Origin of the sequence: Streptomyces sp. CA-146814 (genome assembly GCF_050942385.1) — a bacterium.
Taxonomy (GTDB): Bacteria; Actinomycetota; Actinomycetes; order Streptomycetales; family Streptomycetaceae; genus Streptomyces.
Window position 1 is genome coordinate 4,032,088 of sequence record NZ_CP192068.1, and the last position, 24,828, is coordinate 4,056,915.

Annotated in this window: 26 protein-coding genes and 1 tRNA gene; 3 read left to right on the forward strand and 24 right to left on the reverse strand. The window is 70.6% G+C overall.

Annotated features, from left to right (window positions below):
• Positions 1–27: 27 nt before the first annotated feature.
• The 5 genes from ACQP09_RS17815 to ACQP09_RS17835 all read right to left on the reverse strand — a co-directional run bounded on the left by ACQP09_RS17815 (position 28) and on the right by ACQP09_RS17835 (position 5,775).
• Positions 28–1,023, reverse strand: a complete 996-nt coding sequence (locus ACQP09_RS17815) for an NAD(P)-dependent oxidoreductase (RefSeq protein WP_433400752.1) — start codon at positions 1,021–1,023, stop codon at positions 28–30.
• A gap of 4 nt (positions 1,024–1,027) precedes the next feature.
• Positions 1,028–1,498 (reverse strand): PPOX class F420-dependent oxidoreductase, encoded by a 471-nt coding sequence (locus ACQP09_RS17820; protein ID WP_433400755.1) that lies wholly within the window; start codon positions 1,496–1,498, stop codon positions 1,028–1,030.
• Between the two features lie 152 nt (positions 1,499–1,650).
• Positions 1,651–2,466 carry a YceI family protein gene (locus ACQP09_RS17825; RefSeq protein WP_433400758.1) on the reverse strand — a complete coding sequence of 272 codons (816 nt, stop codon included), beginning with the start codon at positions 2,464–2,466 and terminating at the stop codon, positions 1,651–1,653.
• 224 nt (positions 2,467–2,690) lie between these two features.
• The gene (locus ACQP09_RS17830; RefSeq protein ID WP_433400761.1) at positions 2,691–5,231 is read right to left on the reverse strand and encodes an MFS transporter; all 2,541 of its coding nucleotides are present in this window, start codon (positions 5,229–5,231) and stop codon (positions 2,691–2,693) included.
• A gap of 31 nt (positions 5,232–5,262) precedes the next feature.
• Positions 5,263–5,775 carry a MarR family winged helix-turn-helix transcriptional regulator gene (locus ACQP09_RS17835; RefSeq protein ID WP_404060989.1) on the reverse strand — a complete coding sequence of 171 codons (513 nt, stop codon included), beginning with the start codon at positions 5,773–5,775 and terminating at the stop codon, positions 5,263–5,265.
• Between the two features lie 257 nt (positions 5,776–6,032).
• Here ACQP09_RS17835 and ACQP09_RS17840 point away from each other — a divergent pair, with 257 nt between their 5' ends.
• Positions 6,033–6,248, forward strand: a complete 216-nt coding sequence (locus ACQP09_RS17840; protein WP_433400764.1) for a hypothetical protein — start codon at positions 6,033–6,035, stop codon at positions 6,246–6,248.
• Between the two features lie 80 nt (positions 6,249–6,328).
• Here ACQP09_RS17840 and ACQP09_RS17845 read toward each other — a convergent pair whose 3' ends face one another.
• From ACQP09_RS17845 to ACQP09_RS17890, 10 genes are all read right to left on the reverse strand, one after another.
• The gene (locus tag ACQP09_RS17845; RefSeq protein ID WP_433400767.1) at positions 6,329–6,565 is read right to left on the reverse strand and encodes a hypothetical protein; all 237 of its coding nucleotides are present in this window, start codon (positions 6,563–6,565) and stop codon (positions 6,329–6,331) included.
• 760 nt (positions 6,566–7,325) lie between these two features.
• Positions 7,326–8,192: an RNA polymerase sigma factor SigF gene (locus ACQP09_RS17850; protein ID WP_015610039.1), complete on the reverse strand. Its 867-nt coding sequence runs from the start codon at positions 8,190–8,192 to the stop codon at positions 7,326–7,328.
• Between the two features lie 234 nt (positions 8,193–8,426).
• Positions 8,427–9,278: an RNA polymerase sigma factor SigF gene (locus tag ACQP09_RS17855; RefSeq protein WP_433406635.1), complete on the reverse strand. Its 852-nt coding sequence runs from the start codon at positions 9,276–9,278 to the stop codon at positions 8,427–8,429.
• Positions 9,279–9,568: 290 nt separating this feature from the next.
• Positions 9,569–9,862 carry a Dabb family protein gene (locus ACQP09_RS17860; RefSeq protein WP_433400770.1) on the reverse strand — a complete coding sequence of 98 codons (294 nt, stop codon included), beginning with the start codon at positions 9,860–9,862 and terminating at the stop codon, positions 9,569–9,571.
• A 19-nt stretch (positions 9,863–9,881) separates the two neighbouring features.
• On the reverse strand, positions 9,882–10,046 hold the full coding sequence (locus ACQP09_RS17865) for a hypothetical protein (protein ID WP_204117102.1): 165 nt from the start codon (positions 10,044–10,046) through the stop codon (positions 9,882–9,884).
• Positions 10,047–10,738: 692 nt separating this feature from the next.
• Positions 10,739–12,013 carry a HEAT repeat domain-containing protein gene (locus tag ACQP09_RS17870; RefSeq protein ID WP_433400773.1) on the reverse strand — a complete coding sequence of 425 codons (1,275 nt, stop codon included), beginning with the start codon at positions 12,011–12,013 and terminating at the stop codon, positions 10,739–10,741.
• Positions 12,014–12,275: 262 nt separating this feature from the next.
• Positions 12,276–13,349 (reverse strand): MarR family transcriptional regulator, encoded by a 1,074-nt coding sequence (locus ACQP09_RS17875; protein ID WP_433400776.1) that lies wholly within the window; start codon positions 13,347–13,349, stop codon positions 12,276–12,278.
• A gap of 432 nt (positions 13,350–13,781) precedes the next feature.
• Positions 13,782–14,633: a helix-turn-helix domain-containing protein gene (locus tag ACQP09_RS17880; RefSeq protein WP_433400779.1), complete on the reverse strand. Its 852-nt coding sequence runs from the start codon at positions 14,631–14,633 to the stop codon at positions 13,782–13,784.
• 25 nt (positions 14,634–14,658) lie between these two features.
• A complete protein-coding gene (locus ACQP09_RS17885) occupies positions 14,659–15,189 on the reverse strand; it encodes a DUF6879 family protein (protein ID WP_433400782.1) in 531 nt (176 codons plus the stop codon).
• Positions 15,158–15,421: a hypothetical protein gene (locus ACQP09_RS17890; RefSeq protein WP_433400785.1), complete on the reverse strand. Its 264-nt coding sequence runs from the start codon at positions 15,419–15,421 to the stop codon at positions 15,158–15,160. The genes ACQP09_RS17885 and ACQP09_RS17890 overlap by 32 nt, the downstream gene beginning before the upstream one ends.
• 737 nt (positions 15,422–16,158) lie before the next feature.
• Here ACQP09_RS17890 and ACQP09_RS17895 point away from each other — a divergent pair.
• The gene (locus ACQP09_RS17895; RefSeq protein WP_433400787.1) at positions 16,159–16,569 is read left to right on the forward strand and encodes a hypothetical protein; all 411 of its coding nucleotides are present in this window, start codon (positions 16,159–16,161) and stop codon (positions 16,567–16,569) included.
• Between the two features lie 165 nt (positions 16,570–16,734).
• On the opposite strand, the gene ACQP09_RS17900 is transcribed toward ACQP09_RS17895, so the two are convergent.
• From ACQP09_RS17900 to ACQP09_RS17915, 4 genes are all read right to left on the reverse strand, one after another.
• A tRNA-Ser gene (locus ACQP09_RS17900) sits at positions 16,735–16,822 on the reverse strand.
• A 67-nt stretch (positions 16,823–16,889) separates the two neighbouring features.
• On the reverse strand, positions 16,890–17,318 hold the full coding sequence (tadA, locus tag ACQP09_RS17905; RefSeq protein WP_433406637.1) for a tRNA adenosine(34) deaminase TadA: 429 nt from the start codon (positions 17,316–17,318) through the stop codon (positions 16,890–16,892).
• A gap of 182 nt (positions 17,319–17,500) precedes the next feature.
• Complete coding sequence (locus ACQP09_RS17910; RefSeq protein ID WP_433406638.1) at positions 17,501–18,118, reverse strand: hypothetical protein; 618 nt, start codon at positions 18,116–18,118, stop codon at positions 17,501–17,503.
• Positions 18,119–18,350: 232 nt separating this feature from the next.
• Positions 18,351–18,617 (reverse strand): hypothetical protein, encoded by a 267-nt coding sequence (locus tag ACQP09_RS17915; protein WP_433400790.1) that lies wholly within the window; start codon positions 18,615–18,617, stop codon positions 18,351–18,353.
• A 102-nt stretch (positions 18,618–18,719) separates the two neighbouring features.
• Here ACQP09_RS17915 and upp point away from each other — a divergent pair, with 102 nt between their 5' ends.
• Positions 18,720–19,355, forward strand: coding sequence for a uracil phosphoribosyltransferase (upp, locus tag ACQP09_RS17920; RefSeq protein WP_018513622.1), 636 nt, complete (start codon positions 18,720–18,722; stop codon positions 19,353–19,355).
• A gap of 121 nt (positions 19,356–19,476) precedes the next feature.
• On the opposite strand, the gene ACQP09_RS17925 is transcribed toward upp, so the two are convergent.
• The 5 genes from ACQP09_RS17925 to ACQP09_RS17945 form a co-directional block, all read right to left on the reverse strand.
• Positions 19,477–20,106 (reverse strand): LytR C-terminal domain-containing protein, encoded by a 630-nt coding sequence (locus ACQP09_RS17925; protein ID WP_433406639.1) that lies wholly within the window; start codon positions 20,104–20,106, stop codon positions 19,477–19,479.
• A 193-nt stretch (positions 20,107–20,299) separates the two neighbouring features.
• A complete protein-coding gene (locus ACQP09_RS17930; RefSeq protein ID WP_003967677.1) occupies positions 20,300–20,596 on the reverse strand; it encodes a type II toxin-antitoxin system VapB family antitoxin in 297 nt (98 codons plus the stop codon).
• A gap of 317 nt (positions 20,597–20,913) precedes the next feature.
• Positions 20,914–22,473, reverse strand: coding sequence for a M28 family metallopeptidase (locus ACQP09_RS17935; RefSeq protein ID WP_433400795.1), 1,560 nt, complete (start codon positions 22,471–22,473; stop codon positions 20,914–20,916).
• 220 nt (positions 22,474–22,693) lie between these two features.
• The gene (locus ACQP09_RS17940) at positions 22,694–23,362 is read right to left on the reverse strand and encodes an HhH-GPD-type base excision DNA repair protein (protein WP_433400798.1); all 669 of its coding nucleotides are present in this window, start codon (positions 23,360–23,362) and stop codon (positions 22,694–22,696) included.
• 199 nt (positions 23,363–23,561) lie between these two features.
• Entirely contained in the window at positions 23,562–24,827 is a 1,266-nt protein-coding gene (locus ACQP09_RS17945; protein WP_433406640.1) for an RNA polymerase sigma factor, read from the reverse strand.
• Between the last annotated feature and the right edge of the window lies 1 nt (position 24,828).

Genomic DNA, 24,828 nt, shown 5'->3' on the forward strand with positions numbered 1-24,828 from the left:
ACCGACGGACTCCGCGACGACCGCCGCTCAGTAGCCGCGCCCCACGTCCACCGCCAACTCGGGACGGCGGCCCGCCCGCACGGCCTCCCAGCAGGCGGCGAAGTCCTGGGCCACGTCCTCGTCGGCGGTGATCCCCGCGGAGTGCGAGGTGATCACCGTACGAGGCAGCCGCCAGACCGGGGCGTCGGGCGCGGCCGGCTCCTGCGCCAGCACGTCCAGCACCGCGCGCCGCACCCCACCGCCCCGCAGCGCGCCCTCCAGCGCCGCCAGATCCACCGTCGCGCCCCGCCCCACGTTGACGAACGTCGCACCCCGCACCGCCGCGAACCGGCCCGCCCCGAAGAACCCCTCCGTCGCCCCGGTCAACGGCAGCGCACCGACCACCCATCGCGCCCCCGCCAACTCCTCGGCCTCGGCCTCGGCCTCCGCGTCCGCGTCCACGCCGATCACCCGGTCGAAGCCCGACGGCATCCGGTCGAAGCCCACCGGAGGCGTCCCGCTCCACGCCGTCCGGCCCACCCCCACCGTCCGCACCCCACAACTCCGCAGCAACCCGGCCACGGCCCCGCCGATGCGCCCGGTCCCGTAGACGAGCGCGGTCTGCCCGGCGACCAGCTCCGTCGGGAGCCGACGCCACTCGGCGCGGGCGTGCTGGGCGGCGTACTCCGGGACGGCCTGGCACTCCGCGAGCACCCAGCCCACCACGTACTGCGCGATCCGCTCGCCCATCCGCCCCACGGTCCGGGTCAGCAGCGCTCCGGCCGGCCAAGGCCCTGCGGCGAGCAGCGGATCCGTACCGGCGTTGACGCTGTGGAACCACATCAGCCGATCCGCCGCCCGCACAGGGCCCGGCAGCGCGGCCCCCACACAGAGCAGCGGGCCGTCACCCGGCACCTCGTCCGCCAACGGCTCCGCGTCCCGCCCGGTGATCCGCTCCACCTCCCGTACGAGAGAAGCGCTCAGCTCGGGCGCGACGAGCAGCCGGGCCCGCGCGAGAAGCTCCGGTCCGGGCACCACGCCCATCACTTCACCTGCCCGGCGCGAGGTGGGCCGGGAAACCGCCGGTCGCGACAGGCCCCCACCGCTCCGGCGTGACCCGGATGATCGACTTGCCCTGCTTCACCATGGCGGCCCGGTACTCGTCCCAGTCCGGATGCTCGCCGGAGATGTTCCGGAAGTACTCCACGAGCGGCTCGACCGACTCCGGGACGTCGAGCACCTCCGCCACCCCGTCGACCTGCACCCACGGCCCGTCCCACTCGTCGGAGAGGACGATCACGCTGACCCGCTCGTCGCGCTTGGCGTTCCGGGTCTTCGCGCGCTCCGGGTACGTCGACATGACGATCCGGCCCGCGTCGTCGACCCCGCAGGTCAGCGGGGAGCCCTGGGGGCGGCCGTCGGCCCGGGTGGTCAGCAGGACCGCCCGGTGCCGGGGCCGGACGAACGCCAGCAACTCGTCCAGGTCGACGGCGGTGTTGGTCGCGATGTTGGGAGCCATGGCGACCACCCTACGACCGGCCACGATCCCACCGGCGGCAGCGAACCACTCCATCCCCATCCAGTCATCCGGGCATCCGGGCATCCGGGCACCCAGTCCTCCGGGCATCCAGTCCTCCGGGCACCCAGTCATCCGGGCATCCAGTCCTCCGGTCATCCGGGCAGCGCGTCGCCCTGTACGGCCTGGATGTCCAGCTCCACGCGCAGGGTCGTCCCGATGGCGGAGATGCCGGCCTGGACGACCTGGTTGTAGTTCATCGCGAAGTCGTCGCGGCGCAGCTCGGCCGTGGCGTGGAAGGCGGCCCGGACCCCGCCCCACGGGTCGGGCCCGGTGCCGAGGTAGGTCAGGTCCAGGTCGACGGGCCGGTTGACGCCGTGCATGGACAGCTCGCCGTGGACGGTCCAGCGGTCGGGGCCCGCCGGGGCGAGGCCGGTGGAGCGGTAGGTGATCTCCGGGTAGCGGTCCACGTCCAGGAAGTCGGGCGAGCGCAGGTGTTTGTCCCGCATGCCGTTGCCGGTGTCGATGCTGCCCGCGCCGATCACCGCGTCGACCCGGGAGCGGGCCACGTCGTCGCCGATCTCGATCCGGCCGCCGAAGTCGGTGAACCGGCCGCGGACGCTGGAGATCCCGAGGTGCTGGGCGACCGCGCCGACCGAGGAGTGGACCGGGTCGAGCGACCAGGCGCCCGGCGGCGGCAGCTGCACCCCGCCCTGGCGGGCCAGCACGATCTGTCCGCCTTCGATCCGGCCGCTCGCCGTGACGAGGGCGGTGGAGGCGGCGGGCGCGTACCCGACCGCCGTGACGATGACCGTGTACGCGCCGGCCGGCAGGGACCCGTCCGCGCGGACGGCCCCGTCCTCGTCGGCCGCGGCCCGCAGCACCTGGGTGCCGGTCATGTCGGTGACCGTCACGACGGCGTGCTGGACCGCCCAGCCGTCCCGCGTCCGTACGTGTGCGCGAAGTCCCATGCGTATCTCTCTCCTAGCTCCATGACCCGGGGGCCACATGAGTCGGGCCCCGGGGCGGGCACGGCAGGCCGTCCCCTGCCTGCCGTACCCACCTCCGGGGTCCATTTCCACCCGGCCGCGACAGCCTCTCCGCAAGAAGTGCTGCCCGACCAGGGGTCTTTGCGATCCCTTCACGTGTTGACGCGCATCCTTATAGGCGCACGCGTGCACATAAGGGGGATCAATCACTCACCGGGATGGGCGAGTTCGATGTCGTGTCCGTCAAATCCCGTACCGGTCACCGTCACGGCGCAGGCCACCGGCGGGTAGCCGGTCGCGATGACCGAGTACTCGCCCGCGTCCAGGTCGGTGAAGGCGTACGCGCCGTCCTCACCGGTCGTCGCGGTGGCGACCACGTTGCCGGCCGCGTCGATCAGCGTGACCCGGGCGTCGGCCAGCGGGCTCCGGCCGGACCCGGCCCGTACGACACCCCGGACCAGCGCCCCGGCCCGCAGCGCCGCCTCGATACGGGTCACACCCTGGCCGCCGACCTCCACCGGCAGCGCCAGCGGCCGGAACCCGGCCGCGTTCACGGCGACGGTCACGGAGCCCGGGACCAGCTCGCCGAAGGCGAACTCGCCGGTCGGGCCGGACGTACCGGTGGCCAGGACGTCGCCGCGTACGTCGGTCACGATGACCATCGCGCCGTCCACCGGCGCACCGGACTCGGCGGCCCGTACGGCACCGGCCAGTCCGCTCGTACCGGAGAGCAGGATGTCGAAGGCCAGCGGCTCCTCGCCGACGACCACCGTGGACGCCTGCGGCTGGAAACCGTCGGCGGAGGCGATCAGGACGTAGCTGCCGGAGCCCGGCGCGTCCAAGGTGTAGCCGCCGTCGGCCCGGGCGACGGAACGCCCCAGCTGACGGCCGCCCAGCGAGATCAGGGTGAGCGCCGCACGGGCGACCGGAACCCCTTCGGCACCGCGCACCACACCGCGTACGGGCGTTCCCTGCACGGTCTCGTTCTCGTACGACGTGTCCTGCACGGTCCCGTTCCCGTACGAGGCGGCCTGGACGTTCTCGTTCTCGTACGAGGAAACGGCGCCGACGGTGGCGGGCACGGGAGCCTCCACCACAGGAGTCTCCAGGGTGTCCGGGGTCGCCGGGGCGTCGTTGGCGGCGCTGGTCTTCAGCGCGACCTCCTTGATGAAGAGCGTCACGATGAAGGCGATCAGCGCGCACGGAGCGGCGTACAGGAAGACGTCGCCGACGCCGTGCCCGTACGCGGCCTCCATGACCAGCCGGAACGGCTCGGGCAGCTTGTCCAGGTCGGGGATGCCTCCGCCGCCCGTACCGCCGTGGCCGAAGGCGGCGCCCTCGGGACCGAGGTCGGCGAGGCCGTCCTTCACGTAGTGGGTGACGCGGTTGCCGAGGACGGCACCGAGCGCCGAGACGCCGATCGCGCCGCCGAGGGAGCGGAAGAAGGTGACGACGGAGCTCGCGGAGCCGAGGTCCTCGGGAGCCACCTGGTTCTGGGTCGCGAGGACCAGGTTCTGCATCATCATGCCGATACCGAGACCCATGACGAACATGTAGACGGCGACGTGCCAGTACTCGGTGTCGTACCGGATCGTGCCGAGCAGTCCGAGCCCGGCCGTGACCAGGAAGCCGCCGGTGACCAGCCAGGCCTTCCAGCGCCCGGTCTTGGTGATGACCTGGCCGGAGACGGTGGAGGAGAGGAAGAGGCCCGCGATCATGGGGATGGTCATGACGCCGGACATCGTCGGCGACTTGTCGCGCGCGAGCTGGAAGTACTGGCTGAAGAAGACCGTGCCCGCGAACATCGCGATACCGACGAAGAGCGAGGCGATGGAGGCGAGGGTGATGGTCCGGTTGCGGAAGAGGCGCAGCGGAATGATCGGTTCCTTGGCCCGCGACTCGGTGAAGACGAAGATCAGGCCCAGCAGGACCGATCCGCCGACCATCACGTACGTCTGCCACGACAGCCAGTCGTACTTGTCACCCGCGAAGGTGACCCAGACCAGCAGCAGCGAGACGGCGGCGCTGATGAAGAACGCGCCGGTCCAGTCGACCTTGACGCCTTCGCGCTTGACGACCGGGAGCTTCAGGGTCTTCTGGAGCACGACGAGCGCGATGATCGCGAACGGCACACCGACGTAGAAGCACCAGCGCCAGCCCATCCAGCTGGTGTCGGTGATGACACCGCCGAGCAGCGGGCCGCCGACGGTGGCGACGGCGAAGACCGCGCCCAGGTAGCCGCTGTAGCGGCCGCGCTCGCGCGGGGCGATCATCGCGGCCATCACGATCTGCGCGAGGGCGGAGAGGCCGCCGACGCCGATGCCCTGGACGACACGGCAGGCGATGAGCATGCCGCTGCTGGTCGACAGGCCGGCGACGACCGATCCCAGGACGTAGATGATCAGCGCTATCTGGACCAGCAGCTTCTTGCTGAACAGGTCCGAGAGCTTGCCCCAGAGCGGGGTGGTGGCGGTCATGGCCAGCAGCGAGGCCGTGACGACCCAGGTGTAGGCGCTCTGGCCGCCGCCGAGGTCGGAGATGATCTCGGGCAGGGCGTTGGAGACGACCGTCGACGACAGGATCGCGACGAACATGCCGAGCAGCAGCCCGGTCAGCGCCTCCATGATCTGGCGGTGCGTCATGGGTGTGCCGTCGGAGGCGCCGGAGCCGCTGTGGCCTCCGTGGCCTCCATGACCTCCGTGCTTGGCGTGGCCGCCCCGCACACCGGTCGGTGTGGTCGTAGCCATGGGGTTCCTTATCCGTGCGTATTTGCTTCTGTTACACAGGTGTACGGGTGTGCGCGTCGTCGCCGAGCCCGTTCCGGCACTCGCCGGAGTGGCTTCCGGGGGCACAGCCACCGGGTCCGCGACAGGCGAAGCTGTCACGCAGCCGGGACAGCAGCGCGTTGAGCCGGCCGACGTCCTCGTCGGACCAGTCCTGGAGGTTGCGGGCGAACATCTCGGTGGTCCGCCGCGTCAGCTCGTCGAGCTGCGCGTGGCCGCCGGGCGTCAGCCGCAGGATGCGGGACCGCTTGTCCGCCGGGTCCGGGGACCGCTCGATCCAGCCGTGCTCGGCCACATGGGCCACGTGGCGACTGGTCACCGAGAGGTCCACGGCCATCAGCTCGGCGAGCCTGCTGATCCGCATCTCACCGTGCCGGTCGAGGAGCGTCAGCACGGCGGCGGAACCGCCGGGACACTCGGGAGGCAGTGCGCGGGCGAGGCCCCGCTTGACGGCGCCGACGGCGCTGAGCTGCCGGGCCAGTTCCTCGTACCGACTCCGTGCGGCCACCAGGACCCCCCAACGCACTGACTGATTCACGCTGTCCATGTTGTTGCTTAGGGCAACCATAGGAGCCGTTGGTTGCTACAGGCAAATGAAAACGGCCTTGCAGAAGTAAAGGAACGCCAAAGCCTCCGTAGGCTCCCGGTCAAGCCAGGTCACCGCGCGCTGCGCCCCGTTTTCCGCGTGCTCCACCGCTGGTCGGACGGGGCGCCGGGCGGCCCGGGGGTTGGGCGGAAGGCCCGAGTTCGCTAGGGTCCTGCCCCATGGCACACAACCCCCACGCCCCTCAGCCGGGCCCCGAGGGCACCCCTGATCCGGCGGGCAGCACGCAGATGTTCCGCGCCTTCGTCGACGAGGGCGAGCCGCAGCGCCGGGCGCAGCCGGCCGCGACCTCGTCCGGGCCGAGAGTCGGGGTGATCGCGGCGGTCGTCGCGGTCGTCGTCGTCCTCGGCGCGGTGGCGTGGCTCGCACTGAGCTGACGCACCGAACCACGACCGAGACGCCTGTGGGGCGGGCCGCGGCCCGCCCCACAGGCGTTTCCGTCGGTCATGGCCGAGGCTCACTCCCACACGGCGGAGACGTCCTGGGTCTCGACGCGCATCCCGAGCGGAACGCGCCAGGACTCCACGCACACGGTGTACGTCTCCGAGCGCGTGGCCCCGGCCGCGATGGGCGCGGGCAGCGACTGGCTGGACCGGATGGTGGCCCAGTCGACGCCGAGGGCCCCGATGATGTGCGTGGCGAAGGTGACGGTCCCCGAACGGGCCGCCGAGCCGCCGGTGTTGCGGAACTCCACGGTCACCTTCTCGCACCACCGCTTGTCGGCCGGCGCGCGTTGGGGGGTGCTGAGGGTGAGGGCGGGGGGTGAGGGGGGAAGCGCGGGCTTGCCGGGCTTGGAGGGTTTCGGCGCCGGCTTAGGAGCCGGCTTCGGGCTCGGGTTCGAGGGCTTGGCGGCCCCGGCCCCGTCGGGTGTCTCCGTACGAGCTCCGCTCCCGCTCCCACCACGGCTGCCCGCCCCGGAACCGGTGGCCGGCACCGCGAGACCTCCCGCGGGCCCATGGGCGGCGCCGGGCTCGCCGGCAGACGGACCACCGCCAGACGGACCACCGCCAGACGGACCACCGCCAGACGGACCACCGCCAGACGGACCACCGGCAGGAGGCTCACCGGCGGACGGGCCACCGGCAGGAGGCTTACCGGCGGAGGGGAAGGGGAGTACGGGACTCCGCCGCCCGGCTCCGTCCTCACCGCCACCCGTACGGTCGTCACCGTCCAACGGAACCAGCGTCACCTTGCCGGAGGGACTGGAAGACCCGGCAGCCCCGGACCGCTCAGCTCCGCTTCCGACCGCGCCCACCGCCGCGTACCCGTCCTCGCCCGGCCCGCCCCCGCAACCGGTCAGAAGCCCAACGCTCAGACACAGCGAGACCGCCGAGGCGACGACCAAGACGCCCCGGCGGCCGTACGGACCGAACGTGTGGCGGGTCTGCCGTATCCGACGTCGCATCGCGCCAGTGTGTCTGACGCTCCGTCAAATCAGAACCCTCCTGCACGGCTCAGTCGGAGATGAGCCCTTCCCTCAGCTGGGCGAGGGTGCGGGTGAGCAGGCGGGAGACGTGCATCTGGGAGATGCCGACCTCCTCGCCGATCTGCGACTGGGTCATGTTGGCGAAGAACCGCAGCATGATGATCTGGCGCTCGCGCGGGGCGAGCTTGGCCAGCAGGGGCTTCAGCGACTCGCGGTACTCGACGCCCTCCAGGGCCGCGTCCTCGTACCCGAGGCGGTCGGCGAGGGAACCCTCGCCGCCGTCGTCCTCGGGGGAGGGGGAGTCGAGCGAGGAGGCGGTGTACGCGTTGCCGACGGCGAGACCGTCGACCACGTCCTCCTCGGAGACCCCGAGCGCCTTGGCGAGCTCCGGGACGGTCGGCGAGCGGTCGAGCTTCTGGGCCAGCTCGTCGCTGGTCTTGGTCAGCGCGAGCCGCAGCTCCTGGAGGCGCCGGGGGACCCGGACGGACCAGGAGGTGTCGCGGAAGAAGCGTTTGATCTCGCCGACGACGGTCGGCATCGCGAACGTCGGGAACTCCACGCCGCGTTCGCAGTCGAACCGGTCGATCGCCTTGATCAGGCCGATCGTGCCGACCTGGACGATGTCCTCCATCGGTTCGTTACGGCTCCGGAACCGCGCCGCGGCGTAACGCACCAGCGGGAGGTTGAGCTCGATGAGTGTGTCCCGCACATAGGTCCGCTCCGGACTGTCCGTTCCCTCGGGACCCGAAGCGGGGCCGAGCGCGGCGAGCCGCAGGAACAGGGAGCGGGACAGAGTGCGGGTGTCGATGGCTTCCGGCGAGCTGGTGAGCACGGCGGGTGCCGGCACGCTCTTCGTGAGCGTGAGCACCTTCGAGCTGCCCTGTTCTGCGGACATGCCACCCCCTTGAGGTCGCGGACGGTCGCGGTGGCCGCGACCATCGGAGGAACGCAGCCTCCACCTGAATACCGGAGGTGGGGCTGCGGCAAACGCGCTTCCAGCAGAATGTCACATGTCGGCAACACGCTGTAGTGACATGTCGACAAGTCAGCGGTGAATCCGCCCTGGAAACAGGGGGTGTAGGGCATTTATGCCGTCAGAACCGGTCCCTGGAGGGTCTACCCGTTCCGGTTACGCTTCGATCCTGTTTGCGGACCTCAGTCGGGCGAAACTTCTGGCCAGGAGCCTTGACACATGCATCTGGGAGACGCCTAGTTCGGCGCTGATCTGAGACTGAGTCAAGTTGCTGTAGTAGCGCAGGAGAAGGATGCGCTGCTCGCGCTCGGGGAGCTGGACGAGGAGATGGCGTACGAGGTCGCGGTGCTCGACACCGGCGAGCGCGGGGTCCTCGTAGCCGAGCCGGTCGAGCAGTCCGGGCAGCCCGTCGCCCTCCTGGGCCGCCTCCAGGGAGGTTGCGTGGTACGAGCGCCCGGCCTCGATGCAGGCGAGCACCTCGTCCTCGGAGATCTTCAGCCGCTCGGCGATCTCGGCGGTGGTGGGGGAGCGGCCGTGAGCGGTCGTCAGGTCCTCGGTGGCGCCGGTGACCTGGACCCAGAGCTCGTGCAGCCGGCGGGGGACGTGGACGGTGCGGACGTTGTCGCGGAAGTAGCGCTTGATCTCGCCGACGACGGTGGGCATCGCGAAGGTGGGGAACTGGACGCCGCGTTCCGGGTCGAAGCGGTCGATGGCGTTGATCAGGCCGATGGTGCCGACCTGGACGACGTCCTCCATCGGCTCGTTACGGCTCCGGAAGCGGGCGGCGGCGTACCGGACGAGCGGGAGGTTCGCCTCGATGAGGGCGGTCCGGACGCGGCCGTGTTCCGGGGTGCCGGGCTCCAGGTTCTTGAGCTGCCCGAAGAGGACCTGGGTGAGGGCCCTGGTGTCCGCCCCGCGGGTTCTGGCGGGCGGGGTGGTGGGGTCGGGGGTCTCGGTCTGGATCTCGTCGGCGGGGGCGGCCTGAGGGCCCTGCGAGGAGCTCGGCAGAGGCCCTCGTGGACTCTGGGCGGCGGCCGGGGGCGACGGCTGAACGGACTGGGGAGGCACTTGAGGCGCTGTACTGGCCGGCACGGTGACGCCACCCCTTCACGTTCGCGGTCAACTACGGTCAACTCATCCGTCAAAAGCGGTCATAGCATCACAAGACATGTCCACTGTGTGCAAGCACCGCAAAGCGCCGTGTTGAGTACATAAATCCTCAAAAGGGACAGCAAAACCCCTCGCCGGGACGGCGAGGGGTCGGTCGGAGCGGGTCCCGCGTCCGCGCGCGGGAGGGATCAGAAGGGATAGTCCGCGATCACCCAAGTGGCGAATTCGCGCCACTGGCCGGCGGCGGCCTGGTGGGCGGGGTGCTCGATGTAGCGCTTGAGGGCGGCCTCGTCGGCGACGGCGGAGTTGATGGCGTAGTCGTACGCGATCGGCCGGTCGGTGATGTTCCAGGCGCACTCCCAGAACTCCAGCTCGGGTACCTGCCCCGCCAGCTCCCGGAAGGCACGGTCCCCGGCGACGACCCGCGGATCGTCCCGCTCGACGCCCTCGTTGAGCTTGAAAAGAACAAGGTGGCGGATCATCGATACCCCTACTGCTTCGCTACTTAACCAGTTCGGTCATGAAGTCGCCGACGCTCTGAGCAGCGCTGGAGACGCCTTCGAACCCCACCCCCACGAGCTCGGCGGACCGCTTGGGCGAGGTGATGATCGAGTACAGCACGAAAACGACCACTATGTAGAGCGCGATCTTCCTGGCCTGCGCCACTGCCGTTGCCTCCCCGTAGACCCGCCGGACCCGCGTGCGCCCTACCCAGGGCCGCCTGGTCCGCTCGTGCGATCGGCAGATTGTATCCGCACGTATGGCCGTATCCGGTGGCCGCTCTCGATCACTGATGCGCCCTTTAAGGCCCTAGGACCCGCCTATAGGGGCCTTTCGCCCGCGGCCGAGCCGGTCAGCACCCCGGCAGGATGGACCTAGGCTCTCCGACCCTGGCAGGACCCGGAGAGCCCGGAACAGGCCTCCCTGCGGGGCCACCGCCGCGCGACTTCCCCCCTGACCGCGACGGCCGGCCTGGAGGCCCTGTTCTCCCCGGGGGAAGCGGCCTGTCCCCCCGACGCCGCTTCCCCCGACCTGCTCTTCCTGGGGAGGGCCCGTACTCAGCACACCTGCGTGGTTTGACGACCCGGCCCGCCTCTTCCACGCCCAGCAGTGTCGGGCTAGGAACCATCACTGCCTTGATGAGACAGCGCATGGCCTGGCGTACGTCAACTGGTAGATCTTCAGGAACCCATCCTTGAACCGGTGCGGCAGCGCTGCGGAAGTTCGCAGCCCCTCGGCAGAGCTGTACCAGATTCCCGGGGCCCGGACTTGTGCGGCGTAGTGAGGAGACGCGAATCCTGAGGGTCAAGGCGGACAGAAGGACGGCTGCGGCCTGCGCCAGGTCACCCCGCACAACGTTACGACGGCAGGTGGGGGGCCGTGAGTTGAACGTATGCATACAGACTGGGGCGGGTGTCGGGCAGGCCGACAGTGCGCAGGTAGTTCTCGACCGGGGTTTCGTGCTCGCCCCAGGGACCGCGTGCAGCGACACACCGCAGGATGTGCTGGGTGCTTTCGCCGAGGTCGATGAAGGGTGTCCCGGGCTGTTCTGCACCAGGGAGGGCGTTCTGTAGTGCGGCTGTAACGGCCTCGGCGGCAGCGGCGGTGTTCGCGCCGAGGGCGTCCATGATCAAGGGTAGGACGGGACGGGGAGCGTGGACGGCGAGTGGGGCAAGTGAGCGGGCGGCGTACCCGCCAAGGTCCCCGTCGTTGAAAACGGCTTCGGGCACACCTGACGCTGTGGGGGGCGTGGTGATCGCCTGCGTTAGCTCCTCGATCACCATAGCCACGACTCCCTCGTCGCCGGCACTGGGGCGGCGGCCGGTCGTCAGCAGACGGGCGAGCGCGATGGCGGCACCCCACCGCACCAGCGGATCCGGCGCAATGAGGTAGGGCCGGAAGTGCGGAACCAGGGAGCGGTCGCCGACCAGCCCTGCGGCCACCAATGCCGTTGCCGCTACCTGAGTGTGCGACTCTCGGTCGAGCTGTGCCAGGAGCTTGGGGACCGTGCAGGAGCCTTCCTCGGGGAACCAGGCGAGGAGGTAGGCCGTACGGACACGGATTTCGGGATCTGCGTCATCCAGGAGCGGGCAGAGAGCGGTCAGTTCGGCGCGGACGGCGTCGTACGACGGCAGCGTGCTTGCGGCAGCGTCGGGCGTTCCCCCCTCCAGGCAGAAACCCCGCGCCTCTTCGTAGAAGCGGCGCCGGTCGGGGTCGTCCTCGGCGTCACGCTGTTCCTGATACCAGGCCGCCATCTTCTCCGGTGTGTTCTCGGCCGCCGCAGCGCGCCAGGTGGCGGTGTCGATGCCTGCCGGCAGGGTGTACTCGTCGTGCCAGTCGATCGCCAGTCGGGTCAGCATCTCCAAGGCGGTGGGGCGTGCGTGCCCGGGCCCGGCTATCGCGATCCGGGCGAAGAACGGTACGGCCGCGGCCGACGAGGTATAGCGCGAGCCTTGGTGGAAGATCGTGTTGAAGAGATGAAGCCAGGCACTCTTGCGCTTCTCCTCGTTGTCTCCGCACACCAGACGTAGCTGGTCGGGAATGTCGTAGGCGCTGCCGTACGCGTGGTGGAGCCGTTCCCAGTCGATATCGTCCAGCCCGGCCAACGGGCAATGGTCATGTTCCGTGAGCATGAACGGAGACTGCCACGTCCCACTGACAGCTCCCGTCAAGGGGTACACCGGCGGCTCGTCCTTGCCTGAAAGTGGGCATGTCAGGAGTGATTCTGCTCGTCAGTGATCTTCGGGGACGCCACATTCCGCAAGGAAGGTCGTCCAGCGCCTGCCCAGCAGTCGGCGAAGGTGAAGGGCTGCTGTGTCAGTGCCCCGCTACGTGGCCGCTGCTGTTGGCCTCTGGTGGCTGTGTGGCGTGAGCTGGCCTTGTGGGCTGTCAGCCTCAGACGGTTTTGAGCAGGTCGCGGAGGTTGGTCATGTGGGTTGTGATGTCGGCGGCTTCGTCGCCTTCGGCGGGGTGGCCCGGGGCTTCGGCGTTTCCTGGGTTGTGGGTTGTGCGGCAGGGGCGGCAGAGGCCGTCGGGGAGGGCTTCTGGCCTCCCGGGGCGGCCGCAGTCGGTGCATTCCATCAGGACGCGGCGGGCCGGGGCTGGGGTGTCGGGTGCGGTGTTCTCGGCCGGGAGACGGGGTGGCATTTTGTCGGTGAGGCGGCGGCGGATGAGGCCGGCGGGGTAGCCGATCTCGGCGGGGAGTCCTGCGGTGAGTGCGCTGGTGAGGTGGTCGACGCTCACGCCCCGGGCCAGCCACTCGGCAGCCTGTGGCTCCAGGGCGGCGCAGTCGTCGGCGGAGAGCGTCAGGCGGTGGTCGATCCGACCCAGCCGGGCCAGGGCTAGGTAGGCGGGAGACGGGCCCGTCCCGGGTACCTGAGGTGCTGCCGGGGTCGTGTCCGTCGCGGGAGGCTCGGGTTCTGCGTCCGGAGCCTGGGCTGGGGTGCGTTGTTGCGGTACGGCGGTGGATTTCGGGTCCTGTTGTGGGCCGGGGTCTTCCGGTGGGGGCGGGGGTTCCTCGTCCGGGACCCACGGCGGCGGGGGAGCCGACTCTGGCGCGGGGCCCGCCGCCTGGGCGGTGAGGTAGGTGGTCCACCATTCGTTGTCGCGGGCGGTGCGGGACCAGAACGTGCGGGAGACCCACCTGGTCTCGTCGCCCGCGCTGACCGGGCACCGTACGCGCCGCAGGTGGCCGGCCACCGACAGGGCCGTCAGCGCGGAGGAGATCGCCTGCTGGCCGTAGAGCGGCATCTGCTTGGCGAGCTGCTTCACGCTCATCGCCGCGCCGTCGGGGAGGTGGTCGACGAACCTGGCGACGTACCGCTCACGTACCGGCAGGAGCGCGAAGTCCTGGGGCGTGCGGGGGCGTTGGTCGGGTGCGGAGCGTTTGCCGTAGCCGGGGTTGGCCATCGGGTACGCGGCGGGAAGTGCGGGGGACTGCAGGGCAGGACTAGGGTGCTGGGTAGCCACGGGATCGTCTTTCTAGGGTTGCGATCTTGCGGTCAGACCCCGGCCTGGTGTGGCAACACCTCGTCGGGGTCGATTGGTTCTCGAACCGTAAGCACTCGTGACGCTCCGCCGCAAGCTGTCACGATTAGTCATACTTGCTCGCCGTGACAGGTCAGGGAGGTAGGGGCGGTTTTCCCAACCCCCCGCATCTACCCGCCGGTTAAAGAAGGCGCTCGAACCTCGAAGCTCGCATCCCGAGGCCCGAATCCCGGGACCCGAGCTTCGGGCCGGGACCCCACCTCCGTACCCCCGCAAGAGTGAGCCGACCGGTCCCGACGCTCGGAACCCGGCGCTTGGGACCCGAGCTTCGGGCCGTCAGCCGTATTGCCACCCCATCCGGCACATCCTGATCTCCTGCCCAGTGCGGGCGGAGGGCGCCACGAGCCCTCTGGTTCAGGTCAGGGCGTCGATCGCCTTCACGATCAGGGCGCGAGCCGCGGCGCCGTACACGGCGGCCTTCCGTAGCTCCTCGAACGCCCTTGTGTACAGCGCGATTTCGCTGGGTTGAGTGATGCGGACCCGGGCCGAGACCAGCTCGACCGAGACGAGTGAGTTGTCGTAGACGTGGAACGTCTCGCGAGGCCACTGCTCGCGGTGCGCGGTCGCCGGGATGACACCCAGCGACACGGCGGGCAAGGCGCCGGCGGTGAGGAGGTAGCCGAGCTGAGCGGCCATCGCGTCGGCATCGCCGATCCGGTAGTGCAGTACGGACTCCTCGATGAGGAGGACGAAGCGGTGGCCCCGCTCGTGGATGACGCGGGAACGGTCGACCCGGGCGCGGGCGGCTTCGGCACTGTCGTCGACCGGCAGATCACGGAAGCGGGCGCTCATACCGAGGACGGCGGCAGCGTACCCCTCGGTTTGCAGGAGGCCGGGAACGAGCGAGGACGAGTAGACGCGGAACAGTTCGGTCTGCCGGAAGAAGGCGATGGAGCTGTTCTGGAGCTGTTTGAGCCCGTGACGGATTTGGTGGCGCCACTCGGTGTACATCGACTCGGCGTGCAGCGACTGGGCAATGAGATCCTCGGCCAGGGCCTCCGCATCGACGGCCCGGCACCAACGGCGGATGTCCCCTGCGGACGGGGCGGTGCGGGCGTTCTCGATGCGGGAGGTCTTGGCGTGGTGCCAGCCGCACCCCGAGGCCAGCTCGGTGACCGTGAGCCCGGCTCCCTTGCGGAGGTCGCGCAGTCGCCCTGCTACGACCTCGCGCGCAGCCTGGGCCGAGGAGGAGGGGGATGCGGTCATGTGCCGGCCTGTCCGGGTGCAGCTGTCAGCGGATTTCGTACTGGTCGTGCGGTACGCCCCGGTCCCACACGGCCTCGAAGGCGTCAGCGCACAGCTTCGCCGCAGATGGATCGGTGGTGTGCTCCGGGCCTTGGGATGAGCCATCGCCTGCGAAGTGGTTCCACCGGACGAGACGGTCGTCGAAGAGCCAGAAGTCGTTGCCGGGCAAGGCGATGTCGGATGCGCGGCGGCGGGGCAGCCACCGCACCTGCTCCCCTGCGGCGATGTTCGTGAAGGTGCAGGAGTGCTCGTACCGGATGTATTCGCTGGCGGGTTCGGACACGATGCGGGCCCGGCGCATGACGACGCCTCGCCCGACGGCCTCGGCTACGAGATCGAGCCATGGCCGCCACCAAGAGGCTCGGTCCGCCGGGTCGTGACGGATCCCGGCCCGCCACTCGGCGAACGGGCCCGTCTCGTTGTCGACGGCGTAGACGTCCCGCATTTCGAGGTGGACGGCGGACCGTTGGCACTGAGCTAGCAGATCAGCGAACCTGGTCGGCGCTGTCGAGGACATCGCACGCCTTCCTGATCATGTCCACCATCCGGGCGGGGATGCGGACTACGGCTTCGGTGTCCGGGATTCCCACAGCGTGCCCGGGGAGTTCGAGTGCGGCGCATTCGGCTTCGAGTTCGGGGCCCGCTTTCCATCCCTGGAAGACGAGTTCACCTTTCTCCTGGTCTACCCACACAGTGGGACTTTCGTCGTCTCCGGTCTGTGGGTCGATTCCGATGAACTGTAACGACATGCTGCTACCTCCGTCTGAGTGGAGTGCAGTTGTGTGCAACACCGTTGGACATCAAGGGGCTTGGGTCAAGAGGGCATGGCTTCGTGAGCCTGGGAAGAGAGGCTGTGTGCACAGATCTGCACATAGCTGGAATGCGTGCACGATAGGTCCCTACGGTCTGGCGTATCTCACGAACTGTGACGGGAGCCTTACCCGTGATGACGATCAAGGTGTACGCGGTGAATCCCGAAGGGGATGTTCGCGTCCTGCGTGAACGGACCGAAGTGGTTCCGCTCGACGAACCGGACACCTCGCAACAGCTCCCCTCTTGCGGGTGCCTCAGGTGTACGGAGACGGAGCCGGTGCAGTGAGGGCCGTGGAGCGGGTGGCTCGGCCGGACGTGGCGTACCGCATGTTCCTTGGCCACACCGTGGTCTGTGCCGACTGCCGGTCGGCCCGCCGCCCCTGCCCGAAGGCCGTGGAGCTGGGCCGTGCGTGGCGGGAGGTCCGCCGTGGTGTGTGACCGCTGCGATGAGCCGGTTCCTCCCGGGCAGGCGGAGGAGGTCGTGGTCGACGGGGCGTCCGGTGCGGGGGGCACGCTCGTGATGCACCGGGTTCCGTGCCGGGTACCGGCTCGCGTTCGGCCTGCGTTCTACCCGGTGGAGGGCAGGTGACCGTCTCGACCTCTTCCCGCTGACCGGATGGAGGTAGGCGTAATTGGTCCGCGGGGATGTCAGCGCGCCCCTTAGGGTGCTCTGATGTTCGATCGCTTGGAGATCAAGGTTCTGCAGCCGGGGCCTCGCTACCCTGCCCAGGTGCGGTTCTGGGTCAATGGTGAGGACGTGGTCGAGGAAGCAGTCGGCGAAGGCGGCCGCGGAACGTACGCGGCCGATGCACTGCCGTCCGACTCTCCCAGCCCTCTTCGGGCGACCGGCGAAGCGCGGCGCCTGGAGCTGGGTGAGCCTGACTGCACCGGTGGCTGCTGCGGATATCTGGCAGTGGTCGTCCAGCGCTTCGGAGAGATTGTGCAGTGGTCGGACTGGGAGGTTCCGTGGGCTGCGCACGCCGCCATGCCCCACCCCCCGCCGGAGCTTCGCTTCGACGCGCGTCAGTACGATGCCGAAGTGGCTCGCGCTGAGTCGGAGCGCGGTTGGCAGGTGCGGCCGTAGCCCGTCACGTCGCCGGTGAACCTGTGCGCTCACCGGGCCCTCCGCCTCCTGGGCCAGCAGGGAGTTTCCAGTCGACCAAGGTGCTGGCGTCTCCGCGCGCCGTCGGCGCCGTAAACGCAGAACGCCCCCTTGACCGCGTTTCCACGGTCAAGGGGGCGTCAGAAGCGGTAGCGGTGGGATTTGAACCCACGGTGACGGGTTACGCCACACTCGCTTTCGAGGCGAGCTCCTTCGGCCGCTCGGACACGCTACCGAGAGAGAGCTTAGACCATCCCGGGGCGTGCACAGAAATCGGTTCCCGGAGGCGGGGCCGTACGCCGTCAGAGCGTGCGGAAGAACGCCGTCAGCTGGGTCGCGCACTCCGTCTCCAGCACGCCCGCGATGACCTCCGGGCGGTGGTTCAGGCGGCGGTCGCGGATCACGTCCCAGAGCGAGCCGGCCGCGCCCGCCTTCTCGTCGCGGGCGCCGTAGACGACCCGGGCCACCCGGGACTGGACCAGGGCGCCCGCGCACATCGTGCAGGGCTCCAGGGTGACCACCAGCGTGCAGTCGGTCAGGCGCCACTCGCCCACCGCCTCGGCCGCCCGGCGCAGGGCCAGGATCTCGGCGTGGGCCGTCGGGTCGCCGGTGGCCTCGCGCTCGTTGTGGGCGGCGGCCAGTTCGGTGCCGTCGGGGCCGAGCACGACGCCGCCGACCGGTACGTCACCGGCCGACGCCGCCCGCTCGGCCTCGGCCAGAGCACGGCGCATCGGGGCCTGCCACGGATCGCGTACGGGGTCGGGGCCGGGCACAGGCACGCGTACGGGATCCGGGGTGGGCCGGGGGGAAGGGGAGGGGTTCGGCGGGCTCGCGGTCACCCGCGGACCCTAACGGACGGGCAGGGGGAGGAGAGGGGAGGGAGAGCGTCCCGGCCATCAGGCCCCGACCACCCCTAGCGCACCGCCTCCAGGACCTCGGCCGCTCCCAGCGCGTCGGCGATCTCCGTCAGCGCGTCCGTTCGCAGCGTCAGCAGGTCCTTCTCCGAGACCCCGAAGTCGGCGAGGATGCCCAGCTCGCCGATCGGGCCCGCCGGCACGGAGTCGGCGTCGGAGTCGGAGTGGGGATCGGGATCGGGATCGGAGTCCGTGTCCGCGTCCCGGGCGGAGGCGGTGGTCCGGTCGGTGGTCGTTGAGGAGGCTGAGGCCGCCGGGCCGTCCGGTTCGCCGTCCTCCGTGCCGTCGAGGTCGACGAGCTCCTCCAGCGCGGCGATCTCGTCCTCGGCCCCTGGTTCGCGGCCGAGCAGTTCGTCGGTGAGCAGGATCTCCCCGTACGAGGAGCGGGCGGCGGCGGACGCGTCCGAGACGTAGATACGGGGGTCCTCCTCACCGTCCACCCGGAGGATGCCGAACCAGGCGTCCTCCTGCTCGATGTAGACCAGGACCGTGTCCTCGTCCACCGAGGCCTCCTGGGCCAGATCCATCAGGTCGGACAGGGTCTCCACATCGTCGAGCTCTGTATCGCTCGCTTCCCACCCGTCTTCGGTGCGCGCGAGCAGTGCGGCGAAGTACACCGTGACTCTCCCACTGGTCATAGGTGAATCGGTCCGACGGGAGGGCAGACGGGAAAGTCCGTCTGCCTGAGCCCCGCCCAATCGGCATCGTGGCAGAAACAAGCGCCGAGCGAGACCTCTTCGGCCGTTGCGTCGGCCATCAGTTCCAGGAGTGCCTGGTCGGGCGCCTCCCTGACGTGACCGGCCGATGACCCGATCGGCGGGGGTAGTGCGCCGGTGGTACGGGCCGCCTTCACCAGCGGAACGTACGCATCCGCATCTGTTGCCGCATACGGGCCGCACGGGCCCGGCGCGGCTGCACGCGGTCGCGCAGCTGCTTCGCCTCGTGGAGTTCGCGGAGGAACTGGGCGCGGCGCCGACGCCGCGCCGCGTCACTCTCCTGCGCGTCCGTGACGTCACCTGTCGTGTCGCGCGCCGGCTCGCGTGTCGCGTCGCGCGGCTCGCGCGCGTCGCTCACTCCGCGTGAGACCGCGTTCCGCCGCTGTTCCCCGTCCGCCATCGACACACCACCCCAACCCTGGGTCCGTATGCCCCCACCTTCCCCCCGAACAGGTGGTTGATGCCAGCGCAGAGTGCCGGAGGGCGCGGTTACTGTTGACGCATGCGGATCCACGTCGTCGACCACCCGCTGGTGGCGCACAAACTGACCACGCTGCGCGACAAGCGCACCGACTCCCCGACCTTCCGGCGCCTCGCCGACGAGCTGGTCACCCTCCTCGCCTACGAGGCCACCCGGGATGTCCGGACCGAGCAGGTCGACATCGAGACGCCGGTGACCCCCACGACGGGCGTCAAGCTCTCGCACCCCCGGCCGCTCGTCGTCCCCATCCTGCGCGCCGGCCTCGGCATGCTGGACGGCATGGTGCGGCTGCTGCCCACCGCCGAGGTGGGCTTCCTCGGCATGATCCGCAACGAGGAGACGCTCCAGGCGGAGACGTACGCGACCCGGATGCCCGAGGACCTCTCCGGCCGCCAGGTCTACGTCCTCGACCCGATGCTGGCCACCGGCGGCACCCTCGTCGCGGCCATCCGCGAGCTGATCAAGCGCGGCGCCGACGACGTCACCGCCGTCGTCCTCCTCGCCGCGCCCGAGGGCGTCGAGGTCATGGAGCGCGAGCTGGCGGGCACCCCCGTCACCGTCGTCACCGCCTCCGTCGACGAGCGGCTCAACGAGCACGGCTACATCGTGCCGGGCCTCGGCGACGCCGGTGACCGGATGTACGGGACGGCGGAGTAGCCACCCCGTCAGAGCCCCACGGCCCGATAGCTCGATGGCCCGACAGCTCGACGGTAGAACAGCACGGTGCCCCTTCCACGTACGTGGAAGGGGCACCGGTGTGTCCGCCTGTGTGTGCTGCTCAGCCGCTCTTCGTCGTCGGAGTCGTCGCGCAGGACGCCGACGGCGCCGGGGACGGCTTCGTGAGGGCCGTCATGGCGGCCGTGGCCTCCGCCGGGGTGCTGAGCGCCTTGAACTTCGCGCCGAGGATCAGGTCGACCTCCGCCGTCTTGCGCTGGTCCGTCTTCTGCACCGTGCCCGGCAGCTGCGTGCCCAGCACGGTGAAGCTGCCGCCCGCCGCCGCGGTCGGGGCGCCGAGCAGCACACCGGTGCCGGGGACCTTCTTGTCGTACGCCTTCGGGGCGTTGCCCACCTCGCCGACGGTGAAGCCGCGCTTCTTCAGCTCGTCCGCGGCGGCCTTGGCGAGCCCGCTGGTGGTCGTCGCGTTGTAGACGTTGACCTTGATGGCGGCCGGCTTCGGGAGCGCCTTCACCGGGGCCACGGGCTTCGGGGTGGGGCAGTCCCGCTGGTGGCCGGCGGCGCTGGCGCTCTGGTCGCCGCCGGTGAAGACGTCGATGAGCTGCAGTGTTCCCCAGCCGGCCAGGCCGAGGGCCACCACGGCCGAGACGCCCACGAGGACGATCCTGCGGCGGTTCCGGGGGCGGCGCATGCGGGGGTAGGTGTCGCCCGTGATGCGGTACTTTCCGCCCATGCCGGGGGGAGTGAGCATGCTCATGGAGGCAGCGTAGTGCGACCCGGTGATGCTGCGTACTAAATGATCTACGTATGGCACCCGGATGAGCGCGAAAGCACCCGAAAGGCCCGAATTCGGGTGCGGCCGTCAGGCGGCTGTTATGAGGGTGATACGTACGGATGCGCGGCGGGCGCGGGAGAGCGCGGCGGCGTCAGCCCAGGTCGAGGACGCGGGCGTGCAGTACCTGCCGCTGCTGGAGCGCGGCCCGGACCGCCCGGTGCAGCCCGTCCTCCAGGTACAGGTCGCCCTGCCACTTCACGACGTGGGCGAAGAGGTCGCCGTAGAACGTGGAGTCCTCGGCGAGGAGGGTCTCCAGGTCCAGCTGGCCCTTGGTGGTCACGAGCTGGTCCAGGCGAACCGGACGCGGCGCGACATCCGCCCACTGTCGGGTGCTTTCCCGGCCGTGGTCGGGGTATGGCTTCCCATTTCCGATGCGCTTGAAGATCACACGGAAAGCCTACCGGTCAAGGGGCGCCGGGCGCAGCCACGGAACCCCGCAGCGGCCACGGAACCCCACAGCGGCGGCCGCCAAAGGGTGTGCGGCGCCGCATACCGCTGGATACCGGGACAGGCGTTTCCGCTCGTACGGGTGGAGCGTGCCGCAGAGCGTGCCGAGGTCGGACGGCGTGCGTCGCGGGCGGAGGCGGTACGTCGCGGGCGGAGGCGGGCGCTGAGGCCCGGCTCCGCCCGCGACGGGCGGTACTCGGCGTGCGTACGGGCCCGACTCCGCCCGCTACGGGCGGTGCTCGGCGTGCGTACGGGCCGTTACTCCGTGACCTCGTGACCGTGGCCGTCGTGCAGGCCGCCGCCGCTGCCCGGCGTGCCGGTGCTCGGGACCGGCTTGACCGGACGGGTCAGCGAGCGCAGGTCGTGGGCGTACGTGCCGACCGCGTTGGCGATCACGTCGATGTTGACGTCGAAGTGGCGCATGCTGATGTTGCTCAGGTCGTCGCAGGCGGCGTGGTAGCACGCGTCGTAGGCGACGCCCGCCTGCCCGCCGTAGGCCTTGGCCTGGGCCTCCGTCTTGATGCCCTCGGCGCCCGTGAACGTACCGCCGGAGGGGATGCCGATCTCGATGAACGGGCCGTAGTCCGAGCGGCCGGTGAAGTCCGTGCCCTCGTGCTTCTTGCCCTTGCTGTCGAGGAACTTGTTGATGTCGCGCTCCAGTTGGGCGGAGCCCTCCGGGCCGGGGCCCGCGCCGACGCCGTCGGAGTCGTCGCCGTCGTAGACGAACTGGACGCCGTTGGGCGAGGCGATCATGTCGAAGTTCAGGTAGAGCTTGATCTGCTGGCGCTGCTTCTCGGAGAGCCCCGCGACGTACGCCTCCGAGCCGAGCAGGCCGTTCTCCTCGGCCGACCACCAGGCGAACCGGACCTTGTTGGCGGGCTTGCTCTTCGACTTGGCGAGTTCCAGGGCGACTTCGAGGAGGCCGGCGGAGCCGGAGCCGTTGTCGTTGATGCCGGGGCCGTCGGTGACGGAGTCGAGGTGGGCGCCGAGCACCACGGTGTTCGCCGCCTTGCCGCCGCGCGTCTCCGCGACGACGTTGCGGGTGGTGCGCACCTCCTGGAGCTGGCGGACCTCGAAGGAGACGGTGACCTCGCCGGCGGCCAGGTCGGCGGCGAGCTGTTCGCCTTCCGCCTGGCTGATGCCGCCGGTCGGGATGCGGCCCGCCGCGGCGTCGCCGAGCGTGCCGGAGAGGAGGCCCTCGGTGTTGTTGTAGATGACCGCACCGGCCGCACCGGCCTCCGCTGCCGCCGCCTGCTTGTCGGCGAAGGGGCAGCCGCCACGCTTGATCAGCGCGATCTTGCCGGTGAAGTTGGCGGAGGCGTAGTCGGACGCCTCGCAGCCGGAGGTGTCGTCGACGGGCACGTTGACGAGTCCCGCCGTCAGACCGCCGACCGGGGTCGACGGGGTGTACGTCATCGCCGTGATCGTCACCTGGCGGGGCGTCGGCGACACCACGGCGAGCTTTTCGGCCAGCGTCTCCGTGTACGGGAAACGGAAGGTCTGGTACGAGACCTGGTACCCGGCGCGCTGGAGCTTCCGGTAGACGTACGCCGCCGAGGCGTCGTGGCCGAGCGATCCCGCCGCGCGGTGACCGTCGGCCGAGTCGGCTATCGCCTGGAACTCCTGGAGGTGGCGGTAGGCGTCACGTGCGGACGCCTTCTTCACCAGCTCCCGGGACAGCTTGACCGCCTCTTTCGAGGGGCTCTTCCCATGACCTGCTCCGGGCTTCGAGTGGCTGTGTCCGTGCGAGGGCCCGTGGTACGGGGCTGCGCCCAGGAGGAGCGGCGTGGCCAGGGCGGTGGCGGCCACAACTGCCATGGCTCTGCGACGTGTTGCGTGCACAAGAGTCCTTCCGGTCGAGACGTGTCGAGACGTTACGGAGGTGCGCTTGGATGTGCGCTTGGATGTGCGAACGAACGTGCTGCGAAAGCTGTTGCGAAAGCTAGCGAGTGGGGCGGCCCCTGGGAACAGCAGTGGCCGATTTTGATCGTTTCCGCCGGGTGTTCTGTCCGGCTGCGTGCTGAACTGTGCAATCCGGTCACCCCTTGGCTTTGGGCGAGCCTTTCGCCGTATTCGCCGCCTTCGCTGCCGTCTCCGCCTTCCCTGCCTTCGCTGCCTTGGCCGCCGCTTTGGCCTCCTGCTTGTACGCGCGCACCTCCGCCAGCGACTCCGGCCCGGTGATGTCGGCGACCGAGCGGCGCGAACCGTCCTCCCCGTACGCCCCCGCCGCCGTCCGCCACCCCGCAGGACGTACGCCGAACTGCTTGCCGAGCAGCGCCAGGAAGATCTGGGCCTTCTGGGTGCCGAAGCCCGGCAGCTCGTTCAGCCGGCGCAGCAGCTCCTCGCCGGTGTCCGCGTCCCGCCACACCGCGCTCGCGTCCCCCTCGTACTCCGCCACCAGGTACTGACACAGCTGCTGCACCCGCTGGGCCATCGAGCCGGGGTAGCGGTGGAGGGCCGGTTTGGTGGTGAAGAGGGCGGTGAAGGCCTCGGGGTCGTACGCGGCGATCTCCGCCGCGTCGAGGTCGTCCGAGCCCATCCGCTCCGCCAGCGTGTACGGGCCCGTGAACGCCCACTCCATCGGCACCTGTTGGTCCAGCAGCATGCCGACGAGGGCGGCCAGCGGGCTACGGGCGAGGAGCTCGTCGGCCTCCGGCCGCTGGGCGATCCGCAGGGTGATGTCCTTGCCGCTGTCACTCTTGGTCATACATTCGATGATCCCGACGCCGGGCGCCGACGGCGACTCCAGCGGCGCCGATGGGCCCGTCTGGCCGTGTCCGCCGCGGCCCGGGCGGGTTCGGGCGGGTTCGGCCGGGGTCCGGCGGGTTCGGCCGGTGCTGCGCCTTCCGGCGCAGGGGGTACGCGAGGGTGCTCGTGCCGTCGCCGTACGTGTTCGGGTACGGGCGCTACGGCCCCGACCGCTCCGCGCGCATCCGCAGGTAGCGGGCCTCGGGTTCGCTGAGGGTGGCGTCGGCGGCCGCGCGGTAGGCGGACCGGGCCGCGTCCAACTCACCGGCACGCTCCAGGAGATGGGCGCGTACGGCGTCGAGACGGTAGTGGCCGCCCGACGCCTTCGCCACCGCGTCGACCGCCGCGAGGCCCGCCCGGGGCCCGTGCACCATGGCCACCGCGACGGCCCGGCCCAGCGCGGCGGCGGGGTCCGGGGTGCGGTGCACGAGGAGCTCGTACAGGGCGAGGATCTGCGGCCAGTCGGTGTCCTCGGCGCGCTCGGCCTCGTCGTGCAGCGCGGCGATCGCGGCCTGGAGCTGGTAGTCGCCCGCCGGGCCCTGGGAGAGCGCCTCCTCGGCCAGTGCGGTGCCTTCCGCGATGGCCGTGCGGTCCCAGAGGGAGCGGTCCTGCTCGTCGAGCGGGACCAGCTCACCGTCGCGCCCGGTGCGCGCCGGCGTGCGCGCCTCCGTGAGGACCATCAGCGCCAGGAGCCCGGTCACGCGTCCTTCGTGCGGGAGGAGCCGGCGTACGGCACGGGTCAGCCGGATCGCCTCGCGCGCCAGGTCGGTGCGGTGGAGGTCGGGCCCGGCGGTGGCGGTGTAGCCCTCGTTGAAGATCAGGTAGAGGACCTGGAGGACCGCCGAGAGCCGCCGGTCCCGGTCCGCCGGCTCCGGCCGCCGGAACTCCGCACCCCGCACCGCCCGCTTCGCCCGGCTGATCCGCTGCGCCATCGTCGCCTCCTCCACCAGATGGGCGCGGGCGATCTCGGCCGTGGTGAGGCCGCCGACCGCGCGGAGGGTGAGCGCGATCTGGGCGGCGGGGGAGAGGGCGGGGTGGCAGCAGAGGAAGAGCAGGGTGAGGGTGTCGTCCTCGGACGGCGCCCGGCCGCCCGGCCCGGCGGGGCCTTCTCCGGGCGGCGGCGCGACGAACGCGTCGGCCGGGGTCAGGGCCGCCACGGTCTCCTCGCGCCGCCGCCGGGCCTCGTCGCTGCGCAGCCGGTCGGTGAGGCGGCGCGAGGCGACCCGGATCAGCCAGCCGCGCGGGTTCTCCGGCACGCCGTCCTTGGGCCACTGCCCGGCGGCCGCGATCAGGGCCTCCTGGACGGCGTCCTCGGCCGGGTCGAAGTGCCCGTACCGGCGGACGAGCGCGCCGAGGACCTGCGGCGCGTGGCGGCGCAGCAGGTCCTCGATGCGGTGGTCGTCGTCCGTACGATCCGCCCTCAGT

What these genes read in the sequence shown, in the direction of transcription:
- ACQP09_RS17815 (WP_433400752.1), bottom strand. Translation starts at nt 1,023, where the DNA reads ATGGGCGTGGTGCCCGGACCGGAGCTTCTCGCGCGGGCCCGGCTGCTC.
- ACQP09_RS17820 (WP_433400755.1), bottom strand. Translation starts at nt 1,498, where the DNA reads ATGGCTCCCAACATCGCGACCAACACCGCCGTCGACCTGGACGAGTTG.
- ACQP09_RS17825 (WP_433400758.1), bottom strand. Translation starts at nt 2,466, where the DNA reads ATGGGACTTCGCGCACACGTACGGACGCGGGACGGCTGGGCGGTCCAG.
- ACQP09_RS17830 (WP_433400761.1), bottom strand. Translation starts at nt 5,231, where the DNA reads ATGGCTACGACCACACCGACCGGTGTGCGGGGCGGCCACGCCAAGCAC.
- ACQP09_RS17840 (WP_433400764.1), top strand. Translation starts at nt 6,033, where the DNA reads ATGGCACACAACCCCCACGCCCCTCAGCCGGGCCCCGAGGGCACCCCT.
- ACQP09_RS17850 (WP_015610039.1), bottom strand. Translation starts at nt 8,192, where the DNA reads ATGTCCGCAGAACAGGGCAGCTCGAAGGTGCTCACGCTCACGAAGAGC.
- ACQP09_RS17860 (WP_433400770.1), bottom strand. Translation starts at nt 9,862, where the DNA reads ATGATCCGCCACCTTGTTCTTTTCAAGCTCAACGAGGGCGTCGAGCGG.
- ACQP09_RS17870 (WP_433400773.1), bottom strand. Translation starts at nt 12,013, where the DNA reads ATGCTCACGGAACATGACCATTGCCCGTTGGCCGGGCTGGACGATATC.
- ACQP09_RS17880 (WP_433400779.1), bottom strand. Translation starts at nt 14,633, where the DNA reads ATGACCGCATCCCCCTCCTCCTCGGCCCAGGCTGCGCGCGAGGTCGTA.
- ACQP09_RS17885 (WP_433400782.1), bottom strand. Translation starts at nt 15,189, where the DNA reads ATGTCCTCGACAGCGCCGACCAGGTTCGCTGATCTGCTAGCTCAGTGC.
- ACQP09_RS17890 (WP_433400785.1), bottom strand. Translation starts at nt 15,421, where the DNA reads ATGTCGTTACAGTTCATCGGAATCGACCCACAGACCGGAGACGACGAA.
- ACQP09_RS17895 (WP_433400787.1), top strand. Translation starts at nt 16,159, where the DNA reads ATGTTCGATCGCTTGGAGATCAAGGTTCTGCAGCCGGGGCCTCGCTAC.
- tadA (WP_433406637.1), bottom strand. Translation starts at nt 17,318, where the DNA reads ATGCGCCGTGCTCTGGCCGAGGCCGAGCGGGCGGCGTCGGCCGGTGAC.
- ACQP09_RS17915 (WP_433400790.1), bottom strand. Translation starts at nt 18,617, where the DNA reads ATGGCGGACGGGGAACAGCGGCGGAACGCGGTCTCACGCGGAGTGAGC.
- upp (WP_018513622.1), top strand. Translation starts at nt 18,720, where the DNA reads ATGCGGATCCACGTCGTCGACCACCCGCTGGTGGCGCACAAACTGACC.
- ACQP09_RS17925 (WP_433406639.1), bottom strand. Translation starts at nt 20,106, where the DNA reads ATGGGCGGAAAGTACCGCATCACGGGCGACACCTACCCCCGCATGCGC.
- ACQP09_RS17935 (WP_433400795.1), bottom strand. Translation starts at nt 22,473, where the DNA reads ATGGCAGTTGTGGCCGCCACCGCCCTGGCCACGCCGCTCCTCCTGGGC.
- ACQP09_RS17940 (WP_433400798.1), bottom strand. Translation starts at nt 23,362, where the DNA reads ATGACCAAGAGTGACAGCGGCAAGGACATCACCCTGCGGATCGCCCAG.